This is a genomic window from Dactylosporangium sp. NPDC051485 (assembly GCF_040682015.1).
Taxonomy (GTDB): Bacteria; Actinomycetota; Actinomycetes; order Mycobacteriales; family Micromonosporaceae; genus Dactylosporangium.
The window spans coordinates 21,586-37,231 of the sequence record NZ_JBFAZW010000069.1 but is presented as its reverse complement, the minus strand read 5'-3'; the positions used below and the strand labels follow the sequence as shown (position 1 = coordinate 37,231).

Below are 15,646 nucleotides of genomic sequence, written 5' to 3'. Positions count from 1 at the left end.
GGGCCGGGCCGCGGGCCGATGACGATACGGGTCGAGGCGCTCGGCGGTGGGGGGTTCGCGACCAACCCGCCCGGGAGCGTCAAACCACCGGGCAGCAACGCCGCAGCCGGGAACGGGGGTGAGCGGCTCCACGCCGGTGAGATGTTCCTCGGCCCCAAGGGTCTCCCGACCGCCGCGATCAATACGCCCGAGACACCCGCGCGCCGCCGGGCCGCGCCGCCGGGGCCGGGCGACCGGTTGGCCACCGACCGGCAGCCTTCCGGGGGTGCCCCCGAGGAACAGGGCCGCCGACCGGAGCGAATGCCCACCGGGGGCGGCGACCGCGGCCACCAGCACGACCGCGCCCTGAACGACCGCGCCCCGCAAGACCGCGCCCCTGGCGATCGCACCCGGCAAGACCGCGCCTCACAAGACCGCGCCTCACAAGACCGCGGCCCGCAAGACCGCGCGCCCAACGAGCACGCGCCGAACGACCGCGCCCCCCATGCGGACCACGCGCCGAACGACCGCGCGACCCGCGACCCCCACCAAGAGCGCGACGCCCACGCGGACCACGCCGCGAACGACCGCGCCACCCGCACCGGCCGTGACGCCCACAACGACCGCGACGCCCGGCGGGAGCAGGCGAACCGGCAGGAGCGGACCGAGCGACCCGACCAGCCGGGCCAGGGCGGCGAGGGCGGTCAGCCCGAGGCGGCGCAGCAGCGCGGACCGGCGGACTGGCCCGCCAACGACCGGGCCATCGAGAGCCGGGCGCGGGCCGACAAGCCGCGCAACACGCACGGTGACGGCAAACAGCAGGCCTCCGAGGCGGACGAGCCCCGCCGCGCAGACCCTGTGCCGGACGCCAAGCGCTCCGAGGGCGCCGGCTCGCGCAAGCCGGCGGCGGGTGCGCGGGGCAAGGGGCGCGACGCCCAGCCCGACGATCGATATGCGGCGCCCCGGCAGAAGCTGACCGCGCCGCCCACCGACGACTCGCCCGAGGTACCGCCGCCACCGAGTTATGCGGCGCTGGTCGGGGCGTCGGTGCCCGGCGACCCGACGGGCACGTACACGGCGATCATCGGCTCGCGGCTGCGGGCCATGCTGCCGTGGCAGACCAGCGACGACCCCATGGCGCCGATTCTGCGGGTGCACCGGCAGATCCACCCGTCGGCCGACATCGCGTTGCTGCGCAGGGCGTACGGCACGGCGGAGCAGATGCACCGCGGGCAGATGCGCAAGAGCGGGGAGCCGTTCATCACGCACCCGCTCGAGGTCACCGAGATCCTGGCCGACCTCGGGATGGACACCACCACGCTCGTGGCGGCGCTGCTGCACGACACCGTGGAGGACACCGACTACACGCTCGGCGCGCTGGAGCGGGACTTCGGCGGCGAGGTGGCGCTGCTGGTCGACGGCGTCACGAAGTTCGACAAGATGTTCTACGGCGCGGACGCCGAGGCCGAGACGATCCGCAAGATGATCGTGGCGGCCGGGCGCGACGTGCGGGTGCTGGTCATCAAGCTGGCCGACCGGCTGCACAACATGCGCACGATCGACGCGCGGTCGGTGAAGAGCCGGGTGCGCATCGCCACCGCCACCCGTGAGGTACTGATCCCGCTGTGCGAGCGGCTCGGCATCCAGGCGCTGAAGCGGGAGCTCGAGGACTGGGTGCTGCGGGCCGTGTCGCCCAGCGGGTACGCGGTGGTGGCCGACTACGTGAACCAGCGGGTCGGCTGGGAGGGGTACCTGGAGAAGGTCACCTCGGCAATCGGCAGCGACCTGAAGAAGTTCGGCATCGACGCGACCGTGGCGCCCCGGCCCCGGCACCTGTACTCCATCTGGAAGGACACGGTCGACGGCAACTACGCGGAGCCGCACGACCTGCCGCGGGTGGTCATCGTCGTGGACGGGCCGGAGACGGACTGTTACGCGGCGCTGGGCGCGGTACACGGCAAGTGGCGGCCGGTGCCGGGCCGGTTCAAGGACTTCATCGCGACCCCGAAGAACAACAACTACCGGTCGCTGCACACCACGGTGCTCGGGCCGGAGGGCCGCTCGCTCGAGGTGCTGATCCGCACCGTCGAGATGCACCAGGCGGCGGAGTACGGCATCGTGGCGAACTTCCGCTACCCGAGCACCGCCGCGCGGTTCGGGCCGGCGAGCAAGGCCGAGCAGCTGGACTGGCTGCGGCGGCTGCTCGACTGGGAGGCCGCGGCGTCCGACCCGTCGCAGTTCATCGCCTCGCTGCGCTGCGACCTAGCCGAGGACCAGATCCTGGTGCTGACGGCCGGGGGCGGGCGGCCGGTGCTGCTGCCGGCCGACGCGACGCCGGTCGACCTGGCGTACATCCTCGGCGCGGACGTCGGGAACCGATGTATCGGGGCGCGGGTCAACGGGCGGCTGATCGCGGTGTCGTCGCCGCTGGCCGATGGAGACTCCGTCGAGATCATCACGCGGGCCGGCCAGCGCGACGAGTTCGACCTGGACCCGGACGCCCCGGCGCGTGGCCCGTCGCCGGAGTGGCTGGACTTCGTGCGGACGCCGCACGCGCGGCTGCACATCAGCCGGTGGTTCGAGGCGCACGAGGCGCCGTCGATCACCGTGGCCAACAAGGTACGGCTGGGACGGCTGGCGATCGGGCTCGCGCTGCGCCAGCAGGGCCGCGGCCTGGCCAGCGACCTGCCGCTGGTGCGGCTGGCGCCGCGGCTGGGGTACCCGGACCTGGAGACGTTGTTCGTCGCCGTGGCCGACCACGCGCGCAGCGCCGACGACGTCGTAGCCGAGCTGATCGCCCTGGTCGACCACTCGCCGCGATAGCTCACTAGCCTTAGCCGAATGACCCCTTTCCGAGGTCGCGTGCGCGCGCTGACGTACCGCACGTTCTACCGGCTGCCCGGCCGTTGGCGCCGCCGGATCGTGCGCACGTTTCAGCCCACGTACACGATCGGCGCCGTGGCGATCGTCCGCGACCACCAGCTGACCCGCATCCTGCTGCTGCGCCAGCCGCCCGGGGCCGGGTGGTCGCTGCCGGCCGGGCTGATGGACCGCGGCGAGACCCCGGTGCAGTGCGCCGCGCGAGAACTCGCCGAGGAGACGGGCATCAAGCTGCCGCCGGAGCAGATGCGCGCGGCCAACCCCAACGCGATCGTGCACACCCACGGGCAGTGGGTCGACATGGTCTTCCAGACCGAGGTCGAGCCCGGCGCCGAGCTCGTCATCGACCCGGCCGAGGTGATCGAGGCGGCCTGGCACCGGCTGGACAACCTGCCGCCGCTCACCGTGTCGGCGTCGCGGCTGCTCGCCCACTACGACATCGGGCCGTACAAGGACTACCCCGAGGTGCGCGAGGCATGAGCGGTCGGGACGTCTGCGCGGTCGTGCTGGCCGCCGGCGAGGGGCGCCGCCTGCGTCCGCTCACCGAGCACCTGCCCAAGGCGCTGTGCCCGGTCGGCAACGTGCCGCTGCTGGACCGTGCGCTGGCCCGGGTGGAGGCCCTCGGCCTGCCGGTCGCGGTCAACGCCTGCTACCTCGGGCACCTGGTCGCCGAGCACGTCGGCGACCGGGCCCACCTCTCCGTCGAGCCCGGCGACCCGCTCGGCACCGCGGGCGGGATCGGGCTGCTGCGGGACTGGATCGGCGGCCGGGGCGTGCTCGTGGGCAACGCCGACGCCTACCTGGCGTCCGACTCGCTGCCGCCGGGGGCGGACATCGCCGCCCTGCTGGAGGACTGGGACGGGCGGGAGGCGCGAGTCCTCGGGGTGCCCGGCCCGCCGAACGAGTTTGGCGGGCACCGCTTCGCCGGGTTCTCGCTGCTGCCGTGGGACCTGGTGGCCGCTCTGGAGCCGGAGCCGTCCGATCTGGTACGTCTGGTCTGGCGCCCCGCCGAACGACAGGGCCGCCTGCGGGTGGTCGAGTATCCGGGTACCTATCTGGACACCGGCACTCCGGCGGACTATCTGGCGGCGAACCTGCACGCCGTACACCCGGGAAATCTGATCGGCGAGGACGCCCTCGTCACCGGCGCGCTCGACCGGGCCGTGATCGGGGCGCGGGCCGTCGTGGCCGGGGACGTGACCCGCGGGGTGGTGTGGCCGGGCGGCGAGGTGGCGGCGGACGAGAAGCTCACCGACGCGATCCGGGTCGGCCGGGGGCTGACCGTGCCCGCGCACTAACATGACCATGTCCACCACCGGATGGAGGGAGCACCGCAGGTGATCACCGCGATCGTCCTCATCGACTGCGCGACCGACTCGATCCCGGAGGTGGCCGAGAACATCGCCAACCTCGACGGCGTGAGCGAGGTGTACTCCGTCGCCGGCAACACCGACCTGATCGCCATGGTGCGCGTGCGCCAGTTCGACGACATCGCCGAGGTCATCGCGAACGGCATCTCGAAGGTGCCGGGCGTGGTGGACACCGACACGCACATCGCGTTCCGGGCGTATTCCAAGCACGACCTCGAGGAGGCGTTCGCGATCGGCCTGCCCGACGCGGACTAATTCCCACGTTTTTCGGCGGCCCGCGCAAGAAGGCGTGCCGCCGCTGCTCGGGCGGGCCGCAAGAAGCCCTCGTTTGCCCTGGTTAGGGCGTCGACAGTGGGGCAAATCGCATCGAGTGCCGGTCTTCGACCCGGTACCCTCGCCGCCATGAGGATCGGCATCGTAGGGGCCACCGGGCAGGTCGGCAGCGTCATGCGCCACATCCTGGCCGAGCGGCAGTTCCCAGTAGACGAGTTGCGACTGTTCGCGTCCGCCCGCTCCGCCGGGCGGCCCATCGACTGGCAGGACACGCAGGTCACGGTGGAGGACGCGGAGACCGCGGACTACGCCGGGCTGGACATCGTGCTCTTCTCGGCCGGCAAGGGCACGTCGAAGGAGCTCGCCCCGAAGGTGGCCGCCGCCGGCGCCGTCGTCATCGACAACTCCTCGGCCTGGCGGATGGACCCCGACGTGCCGCTGGTCGTCGCCGAGGTCAACCCGCACGCCGCGGCCAACCGGCCGAAGGGCATCATCGCCAACCCGAACTGCACCACGATGGCCGCCATGCCGGTCGTGCGCCCGCTGCACGACGAGGCTTCACTCGTGTCGATGGTCGCCGCCACGTACCAGGCGGTGTCGGGCGCGGGCCTGGCCGGCGTGGCCGAGCTCGACGAGCAGGTCCGCAAGGTGGCCGACGGCGCCGCGGCCCTCGCCTTCGACGGCGCGGCGGTCGAGTTCCCGGAGCCGAAGAAGTTCGCCCGCCCGATCGCGTTCAACGTGCTCCCGCTGGCCGGCGCGATCGTCGACGACGGCTCCTTCGAGACCGACGAGGAGCAGAAGCTGCGCAACGAGAGCCGCAAGATCCTCGAGATCCCCGGCCTCAAGGTCTCCGGCACCTGCGTGCGGGTCCCCGTCTTCACCGGCCACTCGCTGCAGCTGAACCTCCGCTTCGCCCGGCCGCTGTCGGTCTCGCGGGCCACGGAGCTGCTCTCGGACGCGCCGGGCGTGGTGCTCAGCGACGTCCCGACGCCGCTGCAGGCCGCGGGCGCGGACCCGTCCTACGTGGGTCGGATCCGCGTCGACGAGACCGTCGAGCACGGCCTGGCGCTGTTCGTCGCCAACGACAACCTGCGCAAGGGCGCCGCCCTCAACGCCGTGCAGATCGCGGAGCTGCTGGCCGCGTAGTTCGGTTGTGACGCTCCGTCTTGGCTCCGCGATCTTCGGCGGCCCGGATTTTTCGGGCGGCCCTAGACTTAGGTTTGACAAGACGGAGCGGCACCGACGAGCTACACGTGCCGATCGAACCAGTCGACGATCGCGTCGAAGCGCTGGACGCGATGCGACGGCCGGCCGGTGCGCGACAGCTCGTGGCCCTCACCCGGGAAGAGCAGCAGCTCGACCGGCGCGCCGCGGCGCTTGAGGGCCACGAAGAGCCGGTACGCCTGCTCGACCGGGCACCGCCAGTCCTGCTCGGAGTGGATGATCAGCATGGGGGTGGCGATCCGGTCGGCGTAGGTGAGGGGGCTCTGCCGCGCGAACTCGTCGACGTACAGCGAGTCGGCGAAGTACCACCCGATGTCCGACGTCCCGGCGAAGCTGTCGATGGCGTTGACCGCCCGCTCCGACACCGCGGCCCGGAAGCGCTCGCCGTGGTGGGCGGCCAGCCAGGTGGTCATGAAGCCGCCGTGGGACCCGCCGAGCACCCCGACCCGGCCCGCGTCGAGATCGGGGGCCTCGAGCGCGGCGTCGAGCAGGGCCAGCAGGTCGGCGGCGCTGACCTCGCCGACGTTGCCGCGGATGGCGCGGCCGTGGGCCTCGCCGTAGCCGGAGGAGCCGCGCGGGTTGCCGTAGACGACGGCGTAGCCCGCGCCGGCGTAGACCTGGGGCTCGTCGAAGAGGCGCCAGCCGTACTGGGCGAAGGGTCCCCCGTGGATCATCAGCAGGACGGGGTGGGGGCCTGGGGTGGCGGGGCGGACGACCCAGCCGTGGACCGGGTAGCCGTCGGGGGCGGTGGCGGTGAGCTCGGTCTGTTCGAGCGGCTGGATGCCGTTGCTGAAGGTGGTCAGCCGGACCTCGCCCGCGGTCGGGGATGCGGCGGGCGCGTCGGTCGGGAGGGGCAGGGCGTAGCGCTCGCCCGGCTGGATGCCGTTGTTGAAGGCGGTCGGCCGGACCTCGTCCGCGGTCGGGGATGCGGCGGACGCGCCGGTCGGGAGGGGTCGGGCGTCAGGCTCGCCCCGGTCCGACTGGGCGGCGATGGTGGCGGCGTCGGTCGGGAGGGGTAGGGCGTAGAGCTCGCCCCAGTCCGACGGAGTGGCGATGGTGGCGGCCAAGGTGCCGGCGGACCAGGCGAAGCCCGAGACCTGGCGGCGGCCCGAGAGCACGACGCGGTGTGCGCCGCCGTCGAAGGGGACATGCAGCAGGCGGACCTCGCCGCGGTGCTCGGCGGCGAACAGGATGCCGGAAGGGGTCACGTCCAGGTCGCCGCCCGGCATGGCCAGGTGGTACGCGGCCGGGTCCAGCAAGGGGCGGGGCTCGCCGCCGGCCACGGGGACCGACCACAGCGACTCGTTGCGCAGCACCGGGTCGACGCGATGCTCGCCGGACGGGACGCCCGCGAAGACGATCGCGCCGCCGTCCGGGGTGAAGCGCGGGCGGCTCGGGACGAAGGCGGCGCCGGTCAGGGGGCGCAGGGCGGTGCCGTCCGGACGGATCACGCAGACGTCGGCGGCCCGGTCGGCGGACCAGCCGGGATGGCGGGCGGAGACGAAGGTCAGCCACTCGCCGTCCGGGCTCCAGCGCGGGTCGTCGTGGTCGTGGCCGCCCGTCGTGATGCGGGTGACGCCGCCGTTGAGGTCGGCGACGAAGAGGTGGGACGGGCGGTCGCGCAGGAAGCCGACGCCGTCCAGGCGGTTGAACAACTCCGTGATGCGGCGCGGGGGCTCGGCATCGGGGCCGGCGGGGTCGCCGTCGTCGGTGGTGGCGGTGCCGTAGCGGGGCCCTTGCGGTACCCGGGCGGAGAACGCCAGGCAGGTGGAGTCCGGCGACCAGGCGGCCGGGCCCACGCCCAGCGGCTCGTCGGTCAGCTGGCGGCCCTCCCCGCCGGCGGCCGGCAGGACCCACAGCTGGGGTTTGGCGGTCTTGGTGGCCCGGCGCAGGAAGGCGAGCCAGCGGCCGTCGGGCGACCAGCGCGGCTCGCTGTCGTGCCAGCCGTTGGTGAACTGCGACGCGGGGCGCGAGCCGTCGGCCGGTACCAGCCACAGCTGCGACGTGTAGGCGTCGGTGGCCAGGTCGGGGTGGGCGACGGCGACGACGGCGGTGGCGCCGTCGGGGCTCAGGGTGGGCGCGCCGGGTGTGCGCATTTGCGGTAGATCGTCGGGCTTCACGCCCTGCACAGTAACGGGGGTCACTCTTCTGTACCCGTGAGTAATCTCCTACGCCTACCCTACGACCATGGAGCCGACGCTGGAGACGGTGGACCGCGGGAGCGACCGGATCGCGCTGCACGTGTACCCGGCGGACGACGACGCGCCGACGCTGGCCGTGCTCTGGCCGGCGATGGGGGTGCCGGCCCGCTACTACCGGGCGTTCGCCGCGGAGCTGGCCTCGCACCGGCTCGCGGTGGTCGTGGCAGACCTGCGCGGCACCGGGGCGAGCACGCCGGCGCCCTCCCGGGGGTCGCGGTACGGGCTCGGTGAGCTCGTCGCCGACGTGGACGCGGTGCTGGAGCACCTCAAGCCGCGCCGGGCCGGGCGGCGCACGCTGCTCATCGGGCACTCGCTCGGCGGGCAGGCGTGCGCGCTGCACCTCGCCGCGCAGCCGGGTTCCGAGGTCCACGGGCTCGCGCTGCTGGCGGTCGGGCTGCCGCACTGGCGGCGGTATCCGGCCGGCGAGCGGTTCAAGGTGCTGGCGCAGACCCAGACGGTCGCCGCCGCCGGGGCGCTGCTGCGGGTGTGGCCGGGCTGGGGGTTCGGCGGGCGGCAGGCCCGCGGCGTGATCCGGGACTGGGCGCACACGGCCCGGACGGGGCGCTATCCGGCGCTGCTGGGCGTGGACGTGGAGGCCGGGCTGGGCAGGGTCACCACGCCGGTGCTGGCGGTGGACATGGCCGGCGACCAGTACACGCCGCCCGGCACGGTGTCGCAGCTGCTGGAGAAGCTCGCCATGGCCCCGGTCACCCGCGAGCGCTACGAGCCGGGCCCGCCGATCGACCACTTCCGCTGGGCGAAGCACGGGGCCGACCTGGCGGCCCGCGTCGCCGCCTGGAGCCTTCAATAACGAACGGCCCCCGGCAGTCGCCGGGGGCCGTTTGCGTAAACCAGACTCAGTGGCCCGAGGTGATCTCCTCGCGCTCCCCCTCGCCGATCTGGGGCGGCGCCGGCGGCGCGGCCTTCTCGATCGGGAAGAAGAAGCCCTTGACCGTCGGGGCGAGCGCGCCGATGCGGTTCATCTTCTTCGGCACGACCCATCCCGCGTACTCCAGGCCGTGGTGCTCCTCGCCCTCGGCGTGGCTGACCGCGGCGCTGGGCAGCGGCTGGTGGACCTCGATGAACCGGCCGTCCGGCAGGCGCCGGATGATGCCGGTCTCGACGCCGTGGGCCAGCACCTCGCGGTCGTGCTGCTGCAGACCCAGGGCGATGCGGTAGGAGACGTAGTAGGCCAGCGGCGGCAGCACGAGGATGCCGATGCGGCCCGCCCAGGTCATCGCGTTGAGGCTGATGTCGAACTTGTCGGCCAGCACGTCGTTGCCGCCGGAGACCAGCAGCACGACGTAGAACGTGATCGCCATGGCGCCCAGCGCGGTGCGCAGCGGGTTGTCCCGCGGGCGCTCGAGCAGGTTGTGCACGGCCTTGTCCTTGCTGAACCGCGCCTCGATGAACGGATAGAACAGCGGGAGCATGGTCAGGATGCCGGGCAGCACCACCGTGGGCCAGAAGATCGGCGGGATCGTGTAGCCGTCACCCCAGCCGAACAGGTCGAACCGGATCTCCCAGGCCGGGAAGAGACGGGTCGAGCCGTCGAGGAACATGACGTACCAGTCGGGCTGGCTCGCCGCCGAGACGACCGCGGCCTTGTAGGGGCCGAACAGCCAGATCGGGTTGATCTGGATCAGGCCGGCCAGCGCGGCGATCATCGCGAACACGATCATGAAGAAGCCGCCGGCCTTGGCCGCGAAGCCGGGGAACATCCGCACGCCGACGACGTTCTCGTTGGTGCGGCCGGGGCCGGGCCACTGGGTGTGCTTCTGCTTCACCAGCAGGCCCATGTGGACGCTGATGAGCGCGAGCAGCGCGCCCGGGATGAGCAGCACGTGCGCGATGTAGAGCCGGTCCAGGATCACGTCGCCCGGGAACTCGCCGCCGAAGAGGGAGGTGGTCACCCAGGTGCCGACGATCGGGATCGACAGCATGATGGCGCTGGCGATGCGCAGACCGGTGCCGGACAGCGCGTCGTCGGGCAGGGAGTAGCCGGCGAAGCCCTCCAGGAAGCCCATCCAGAACAGCAGCACGCCGACGATCCAGTTGGCCTCGCGCGGCTTGCGGAACGCGCCGGTGAAGAACACCCGGAACATGTGCACGACGATCGCGGCCATGAACAGCAGCGCCGACCAGTGGTGCATCTGGCGCATGAACAGGCCGCCGCGCACGTCGAACGACAGGTGCAGCGCCGTGTTGTACGCCTGCGACATCTCGACGCCCTGCAGCGGCGTGTAGCTGCCGCTGTACGTCACCTCGGCCATCGACGGGTCGAAGAACAGCGCCAGGAAGATGCCGCTGAGCAGCAGCACGACGAACGAGTAGAGCGCGATCTCGCCCAGCAGGAACGACCAGTGGTCGGGGAAGACCTTGTTCAGCAGCCGCCGCAGCGGAGTGGCCGCCTGGAAGCGCTCGTCGAGCGCCTCGGCCGACTTGGCCGGGAGGGCCCGGACGTCGAACTTACGCCGTTTCATGGCCGCTCCCAGAAGGCCGGTCCGATGGCGACCTTGTAGTCGGACACCGCTACGAAGTATCCCTCATCGTCCACCGTGATCGGCAGCTGCGGAAGCGACCGGCTGGCGGGGCCGAAGATCGGCCGCGCGTTGTCGGTGATCTGGAACTGCGACTGGTGGCACGGGCACAGCAGGCGGTTGGTCTGCTGCTCGTACAGGCTCGCCGGGCAGCCCGCGTGGGTGCAGATCTTCGAGTAGGCCACGAAGTTCTGCCACTGCGAGCCGTGGTTGACCGGCTTGGCGTGCTTCAGCGTTTCCTGCGCGTCGCCCTCGCGGAGGTGCAGGAGCAGGGTGGGCGAGTCGGCGTACTTGTTCGTCGCGCCGCCCGGGATGCCGGGGAAGACGGTGATCTGGCCGCCGATGCTGACGTCGGCCGGGCGGATCGGCGTGCCGTCCTCGTGCGTGAGACGGACCGGCTTGCCGCCGTTGTTGGCCGGGTCCCAGCCGGTCGTGAAGAACACGTTCTTCCCGTTCTGGGTCGGCGCCTTGATCATCGAGCCGACCAGCAGCGCGCCGGCCACCGCGCCGAGCGGGGCCGCGCCGGCCGCGAACGCCAGGCCGACGAAGCGGCGGCGCTTGAGGCCGAGCTCGTCGCCCATGTTGACGATGGTGGCCGCGGTGAGCAGCTGCTCGGTGCGGTCCGACGCGCCGTCGTGGCGCTCCTGGATCGAGACCTCCTCGGGGAGGAGCTTCTTCGACCAGGTGATGATGCCCAGGCCCAGGGTCAGCAGCGCGAGGCCGAGCGTCGCGCCGAGCACCGGGTTGTAGTAGGGGTACAGCTTCTGGTACGTCTCGTCGCCGTGCCCGTAGCGCCAGGGCCACGCGATGTAGGCGACCACGAACGCGGTCCCCATGAGGCCGGTGAGCAGGAACAGGAAGGCGAGCACGCGCTCGATGCGCTTCTCCGCCTTCGTCCCCGGCACCGGGAAGCGCGGCGCGTAGTGCACGATCTCGACACCGTCCCGGCGCGCGCCCTCCTTGACGAGGTCGAACCGGGTGAGGTTCGGGTCGCTGACGTCGAACGGCTCGACGGCCGCGTCGGTGTGCGTGGTCATGACTTCCCTGCAATCCACAGCGTGGCGAACACGAGCGCCGCGATACCGATGAGGAAGATGACGAGACCCTCAGGGACCGGGCCGTAGCGACCGATGTTCCAGCCACCGGGGTCTGTCTGCTGGTTCTTGTTGAGGTGCTGGATGTACGCGATGATCGCGGCCTTGTCGTCCGGGCTCAGCTGGTTGTTGCCGAACACCGGCATGTTCTGCGGGCCGGTCAGCATCGCGCCGTAGATGTCGCGGTTGGTGGAGTGCTCCAGCGTCGGGGCGAACTTGCCCGAGGACAGCGCGCCGCCGCCGGTGGAGAAGGCGTGGCAGGAGGAGCAGTTGACCCGGTAGAGCTCGCCGCCGTGGGCGAGGGTCTTGGGGTCGGACTGCGCCTTCTTCACGTCCGCGTCGAGGCTGCTCGCGCTCGGCAGCTGCGGGCCGCCGCCCAGCTCCTGGATGTAGGCGCCGAGGTCGGCGGCCTCGGCCGGGCTGAGCGCCGGCTGCTTGCGCTCGGCCTGGGCCTCCTGGCGGGCCAGCGGCATGCGGCCGGTGTTGACCTGGAACTCGACCGCGGCCGACCCGACGCCGATGAGGCTGGGGCCGCGGTCCTGCACGCCCTGGGCGTTGCCGCCGTGGCAGGTGATGCAGGAGGTCTCGTAAAGCGCCTTGCCGCGCTTCGCCTGCTCCGACAGGACCGGCGCGTCCTCGGCGCGGCCGACGCCGGGGGCGTATGCGCTGTAGAGGCCGCCGACAATTGTGAGCGCGGCGATCAGCCGCACGGCCGCCTCCAGCCGCCGGCGAAGCTTGCTCCGCGCCGCGCGCCTGCTCCCCGGGACCAGCCGGGCAAGCGGCCGCTTGCTCTGCTCAGAAGTCATGGCCTCACCTTTGTCGTCATCACCTATGTCGTCTCGGTGGTAGTAGTCAGCAGAAGGGGTCGAGGAGCGTGACGCGGCCCGACGGCTACTGCAGGAAGTAGATCATCGCGAACAGCGCGATCCAGACCACGTCGACGAAGTGCCAGTAGTAGGACACGACGATCGCCGCGGTCGCCTGGGCCGGGGTGAAGCGACCCATCGTCGTGCGGATGAGATAGATGATGAAGGCGATGAGGCCGCCCGTGACGTGCAGGCCGTGGAACCCGGTCGTCAGGTAGAACATCGAGCCGAACCCGTCGCCGTTGATCTTGACGCCCTCGTGGACGAGGTTGCGGTACTCGTTCACCTGGCCCAGCACGAAGACCAGACCCATGATGAACGTCAGCGCGAACCAGCGCCGCAGGCCGTGGACATCACCGCGCTCGGCGCGGAACACGCCGATCTGGCAGGTGATGGACGACAGCACGAGGATGATCGTGAATGTCAACGCGTAGGGGATCTTCAGCGCATCGGTGTGCCTCTCCCACAGCTCCGGCGCGGCTGCGCGGATGGAGAAGTACATCGCGAACAGCGCCGCGAAGAACATCAGTTCGCTGGAGAGCCACACGATCGTCCCGACACTGACCATGTTGGGCCTGGTCAGTGAGTGGATCTGGCTCTTGGCAATCGCTGGGGCCGCAGTCACAGCGCCATTATTGCCTCCGATCATCACCAGCTTTCCTCGGGGTCCACCAGACAGGGACTATCCGGGCGACGGCATAGTCTGGGGGCGTGTTCCACGCACTCGTCATCGCAGGTGAACCCGGCCCTCCGTCGGCCTCGTCGCTCCTGGGCTCCTTCCACGTCTCGTGGCTGACGCTGGCGCTGTTGACCGCGGCCGGGCTCTACCTCGCCGGGGTGGTCAAGCTGCACCGCCGGGGCGACCGCTGGCCGGTCGCGCGCACGGTGTTGTTCCTGTTCCCGGGCCTGGGCTCGATCGCCGCGGTGACGATGAGCGGGCTCGAGGAGTACGACACCGCGCTGCTGTCGATCCACATGATCCAGCACATGATCCTGTCGATGATCGCGCCGATCTTCCTGGCCCTGGGCGCGCCGGTGACGCTGGCGCTGCGCACGCTGCCGGCCGGCGGGCGCCGGGTGCTGCTGGCGGTCGTGCACTCGCGGGCGGCCAGGATCCTGGCGTTCCCGCTGGTGGCCTTCGGCTTCTTCGTGGTCACGCCGTTCGTGCTCTATTTCACGGACATCTACGGCCTCACCATGCGCCACGCGTGGGTCCACGAGCTGACCCACGCGCACTTCATCGCCGTGGGCTGCCTGTTCTTCTGGCCGCTGGTCGGCCTGGACCCGCTGCCGGGGCGGTGGCCGTACCCGGCCCGCGCGCTGCTGATGTTCCTGTCCACGCCGTTCCACACGGTGCTCGGGCTCACCATCATGCAGAGCAAGACGCTGCTGGGCGGGGACTGGTACCCGTCGCTGCACCTGAGCTGGGCCGACCCGGTCGCGGACCAGGTCACGGCGGGCGGCATCCTGTGGGCCGGCGGCGAGTTCGTGTCGGTGACGATGCTCGCGGTGCTGGTCGTGCAGTGGATGCGCCAGTCCGACCGCGAGGCCAAGCGGATCGACCGCCAGCTGGACCGCGAGGAGCGCCAGCGGCACGAGGAGGCCGAGTGGTCGGCCCGCACGGGAATCGCCATCACCCCGGACGGTACGATCCCCGAGGCAGACGCCACACGAGGAGCAGCACGCACATGAGCGAGCACATTGTCCTGCTGTACAGCGACGACCCCGAGGTCCGCGACCGCATGCGGCTGGCCATCGGCACCCGCCCCGCGGCCGACCTGACGGTGAAGTTCGTCGACGCCTCGACGTACGCCGAGGTCGTCAAGCTGGTCGACACCACCGACATCGACCTCCTGGTCCTCGACGGCGAGGCCACCCCCGGCGGCGGGCTGGGCATCGCCCGGCAGCTCAAGGACGAGATCACCGACGCGCCCCCGGTCGTGCTGGCCATCGCCCGCGCCGCGGACCGCTGGCTCGCCTCCTACGCGAAGGTCGAGGGCACGATCATGTACCCGCTCGACCCGGTCACCACCGGGGAGACCGTCTCCGCCCTGCTCCGCGCGTACCCCGCGATCCGCCGGTAAGCCGCATCCCCCGGTACGCCGCATCTCCCGGTACGACACCCCCCACTCCTGGAGGCCGCCATGGGCGAGCGCACCTGGCCGACGCTGCTCACCGCCCTGCTCCGCGGGGACGACCTGTCCACCGAGGACACCAAGTGGGCGATGGGTGAGATCTTCACCGGGTCGGCCACGCCCGTGCAGACGGCCGCCTTCGTGATCGCGCTGCGCGCCAAGGGCGAGACGGCGGCCGAGGTCGCCGGGTGCGCGGAGATGATGCTGGCCCACTCGACCCCGGTGCCGATCTCCGACGACCTGCGCAACGCGGCCGTCGACATCGTCGGCACCGGCGGGGACCGGGCCAACACCGTGAACATCTCCACCATGGCCGCGGTGGTCACGGCGGCCGCCGGGGTGCCGGTGGTCAAGCACGGCAACCGGGCCGCGTCCTCCTCCACCGGCGCGGCCGACCTGCTCGAGGCGCTCGGGGTCACGATCGACCTGGGGGCCGAGGAGGTGGCCCGCTGCGTCGCCGAGGTCGGCATCGGCTTCTGCTTCGCCGCACGGTTCCACCCCGGCATGCGCCACGCCGGCGTGCCGCGCCGCGAGATGGGCGTGCCGACGGTGTTCAACTTCCTCGGCCCGCTGACCAACCCGGGCCGGCCCACGGCGGCCACCATCGGCTGTTTCGACCTGCGGATGGCGCCGGTGATGGCCGGGGTCATGGCCGGCCGGGGGTACTCCGTGCTGCTGGTCCGCGGCGAGGACGGCCTCGACGAGTTCACCACCGCCGCCCCGACGAGGGTCTGGGTGGTCACCGGCGGCACGGTCACCGAGACCGTGCTCGACAGCGCCGACCTGGGCCTGCCCCGCTCCGCCCCGGGCGACCTGCGCGGCGGCGACTCGGCCCACAACGCGGACGTGGCCCGGCGGATGTTCGCCGGCGAGCCCGGCCCGGTGCGCGACGCGGTGCTGCTCAACGCGGCCGCCGCGATCACGGCTCGGGGCGGCATCGACCCGGAGAACCTCCAGGGCCAGCTCAAGGCCGGCCTCGAGCGCGCGGCCGCGGCGGTGGACTCGGGGGCGGCGACGGCCCTGGTCGAGCGCTGGGCGGCGTTCGAGCCCACCGAGTAACGCGTCAAGGCCGCCGAGTCCCGAG

14 protein-coding genes are annotated in these 15,646 nt (G+C 72.0%); 9 read left to right on the top strand and 5 right to left on the bottom strand.

The window, feature by feature from the left end; translation table 11 throughout:
- The first annotated feature begins 1,011 nt into the window (after nt 1-1,011).
- The 5 genes from AB0M46_RS32740 to AB0M46_RS32720 all read left to right on the top strand — a co-directional run bounded on the left by AB0M46_RS32740 (nt 1,012) and on the right by AB0M46_RS32720 (nt 5,648).
- The gene (locus tag AB0M46_RS32740; RefSeq protein WP_363342414.1) at nt 1,012-2,802 is read left to right on the top strand and encodes an HD domain-containing protein; all 1,791 of its coding nucleotides are present in this window, start codon (nt 1,012-1,014) and stop codon (nt 2,800-2,802) included.
- A gap of 18 nt (nt 2,803-2,820) precedes the next feature.
- The gene (locus AB0M46_RS32735; protein WP_363342376.1) at nt 2,821-3,339 is read left to right on the top strand and encodes an NUDIX hydrolase; all 519 of its coding nucleotides are present in this window, start codon (nt 2,821-2,823) and stop codon (nt 3,337-3,339) included.
- Entirely contained in the window at nt 3,336-4,157 is an 822-nt protein-coding gene (locus AB0M46_RS32730) for a sugar phosphate nucleotidyltransferase (RefSeq protein WP_363342374.1), read from the top strand. The genes AB0M46_RS32735 and AB0M46_RS32730 overlap by 4 nt, the downstream gene beginning before the upstream one ends.
- Before the next feature lie 39 nt (nt 4,158-4,196).
- On the top strand, nt 4,197-4,484 hold the full coding sequence (locus AB0M46_RS32725; RefSeq protein WP_363342372.1) for an Lrp/AsnC ligand binding domain-containing protein: 288 nt from the start codon (nt 4,197-4,199) through the stop codon (nt 4,482-4,484).
- A 147-nt stretch (nt 4,485-4,631) separates the two neighbouring features.
- Nucleotides 4,632-5,648, top strand: coding sequence for an aspartate-semialdehyde dehydrogenase (locus AB0M46_RS32720; protein WP_363342370.1), 1,017 nt, complete (start codon nt 4,632-4,634; stop codon nt 5,646-5,648).
- Between the two features lie 101 nt (nt 5,649-5,749).
- Here the strand turns inward: AB0M46_RS32720 and AB0M46_RS32715 are convergent, their stop codons facing one another.
- Nucleotides 5,750-7,846 carry a S9 family peptidase gene (locus AB0M46_RS32715; RefSeq protein WP_363342368.1) on the bottom strand — a complete coding sequence of 699 codons (2,097 nt, stop codon included), beginning with the start codon at nt 7,844-7,846 and terminating at the stop codon, nt 5,750-5,752.
- 67 nt (nt 7,847-7,913) lie between these two features.
- Here AB0M46_RS32715 and AB0M46_RS32710 point away from each other — a divergent pair, with 67 nt between their 5' ends.
- Nucleotides 7,914-8,738 carry an alpha/beta fold hydrolase gene (locus AB0M46_RS32710; RefSeq protein ID WP_363342366.1) on the top strand — a complete coding sequence of 275 codons (825 nt, stop codon included), beginning with the start codon at nt 7,914-7,916 and terminating at the stop codon, nt 8,736-8,738.
- 46 nt (nt 8,739-8,784) lie between these two features.
- Here AB0M46_RS32710 and AB0M46_RS32705 read toward each other — a convergent pair whose 3' ends face one another.
- The 4 genes from AB0M46_RS32705 to AB0M46_RS32690 all read right to left on the bottom strand — a co-directional run bounded on the left by AB0M46_RS32705 (nt 8,785) and on the right by AB0M46_RS32690 (nt 13,052).
- Nucleotides 8,785-10,410, bottom strand: a complete 1,626-nt coding sequence (locus tag AB0M46_RS32705; protein WP_363342364.1) for a ubiquinol-cytochrome c reductase cytochrome b subunit — start codon at nt 10,408-10,410, stop codon at nt 8,785-8,787.
- The gene (locus tag AB0M46_RS32700; RefSeq protein WP_363342362.1) at nt 10,407-11,504 is read right to left on the bottom strand and encodes a Rieske 2Fe-2S domain-containing protein; all 1,098 of its coding nucleotides are present in this window, start codon (nt 11,502-11,504) and stop codon (nt 10,407-10,409) included. The genes AB0M46_RS32705 and AB0M46_RS32700 overlap by 4 nt, the downstream gene beginning before the upstream one ends.
- Entirely contained in the window at nt 11,501-12,367 is an 867-nt protein-coding gene (locus tag AB0M46_RS32695) for a cytochrome c (protein WP_363342360.1), read from the bottom strand. The genes AB0M46_RS32700 and AB0M46_RS32695 overlap by 4 nt, the downstream gene beginning before the upstream one ends.
- A gap of 85 nt (nt 12,368-12,452) precedes the next feature.
- Nucleotides 12,453-13,052 (bottom strand): heme-copper oxidase subunit III, encoded by a 600-nt coding sequence (locus AB0M46_RS32690; RefSeq protein ID WP_363342358.1) that lies wholly within the window; start codon nt 13,050-13,052, stop codon nt 12,453-12,455.
- Nucleotides 13,053-13,156: 104 nt separating this feature from the next.
- Between AB0M46_RS32690 and AB0M46_RS32685 the strand changes: the two genes are divergently transcribed.
- From AB0M46_RS32685 to trpD, 3 genes are read left to right on the top strand one after another with little or no spacing between them, the layout of a single operon-like run.
- Nucleotides 13,157-14,119 (top strand): cytochrome c oxidase assembly protein, encoded by a 963-nt coding sequence (locus AB0M46_RS32685; RefSeq protein WP_363342412.1) that lies wholly within the window; start codon nt 13,157-13,159, stop codon nt 14,117-14,119.
- Nucleotides 14,116-14,511: a hypothetical protein gene (locus tag AB0M46_RS32680; RefSeq protein ID WP_363342356.1), complete on the top strand. Its 396-nt coding sequence runs from the start codon at nt 14,116-14,118 to the stop codon at nt 14,509-14,511. Before AB0M46_RS32685 ends, AB0M46_RS32680 begins: the two co-directional genes overlap by 4 nt.
- Before the next feature lie 60 nt (nt 14,512-14,571).
- Entirely contained in the window at nt 14,572-15,621 is a 1,050-nt protein-coding gene (gene trpD, locus AB0M46_RS32675; protein WP_363342354.1) for an anthranilate phosphoribosyltransferase, read from the top strand.
- Nucleotides 15,622-15,646: the final 25 nt, after the last annotated feature.

What these genes read in the sequence shown, in the direction of transcription:
- AB0M46_RS32710 (WP_363342366.1), top strand. Translation starts at nt 7,914, where the DNA reads ATGGAGCCGACGCTGGAGACGGTGGACCGCGGGAGCGACCGGATCGCG.
- AB0M46_RS32695 (WP_363342360.1), bottom strand. Translation starts at nt 12,367, where the DNA reads ATGACTTCTGAGCAGAGCAAGCGGCCGCTTGCCCGGCTGGTCCCGGGG.
- AB0M46_RS32680 (WP_363342356.1), top strand. Translation starts at nt 14,116, where the DNA reads ATGAGCGAGCACATTGTCCTGCTGTACAGCGACGACCCCGAGGTCCGC.
- AB0M46_RS32705 (WP_363342364.1), bottom strand. Translation starts at nt 10,410, where the DNA reads ATGAAACGGCGTAAGTTCGACGTCCGGGCCCTCCCGGCCAAGTCGGCC.
- AB0M46_RS32720 (WP_363342370.1), top strand. Translation starts at nt 4,632, where the DNA reads ATGAGGATCGGCATCGTAGGGGCCACCGGGCAGGTCGGCAGCGTCATG.
- AB0M46_RS32700 (WP_363342362.1), bottom strand. Translation starts at nt 11,504, where the DNA reads ATGACCACGCACACCGACGCGGCCGTCGAGCCGTTCGACGTCAGCGAC.
- AB0M46_RS32730 (WP_363342374.1), top strand. Translation starts at nt 3,336, where the DNA reads ATGAGCGGTCGGGACGTCTGCGCGGTCGTGCTGGCCGCCGGCGAGGGG.
- trpD (WP_363342354.1), top strand. Translation starts at nt 14,572, where the DNA reads ATGGGCGAGCGCACCTGGCCGACGCTGCTCACCGCCCTGCTCCGCGGG.
- AB0M46_RS32735 (WP_363342376.1), top strand. Translation starts at nt 2,821, where the DNA reads ATGACCCCTTTCCGAGGTCGCGTGCGCGCGCTGACGTACCGCACGTTC.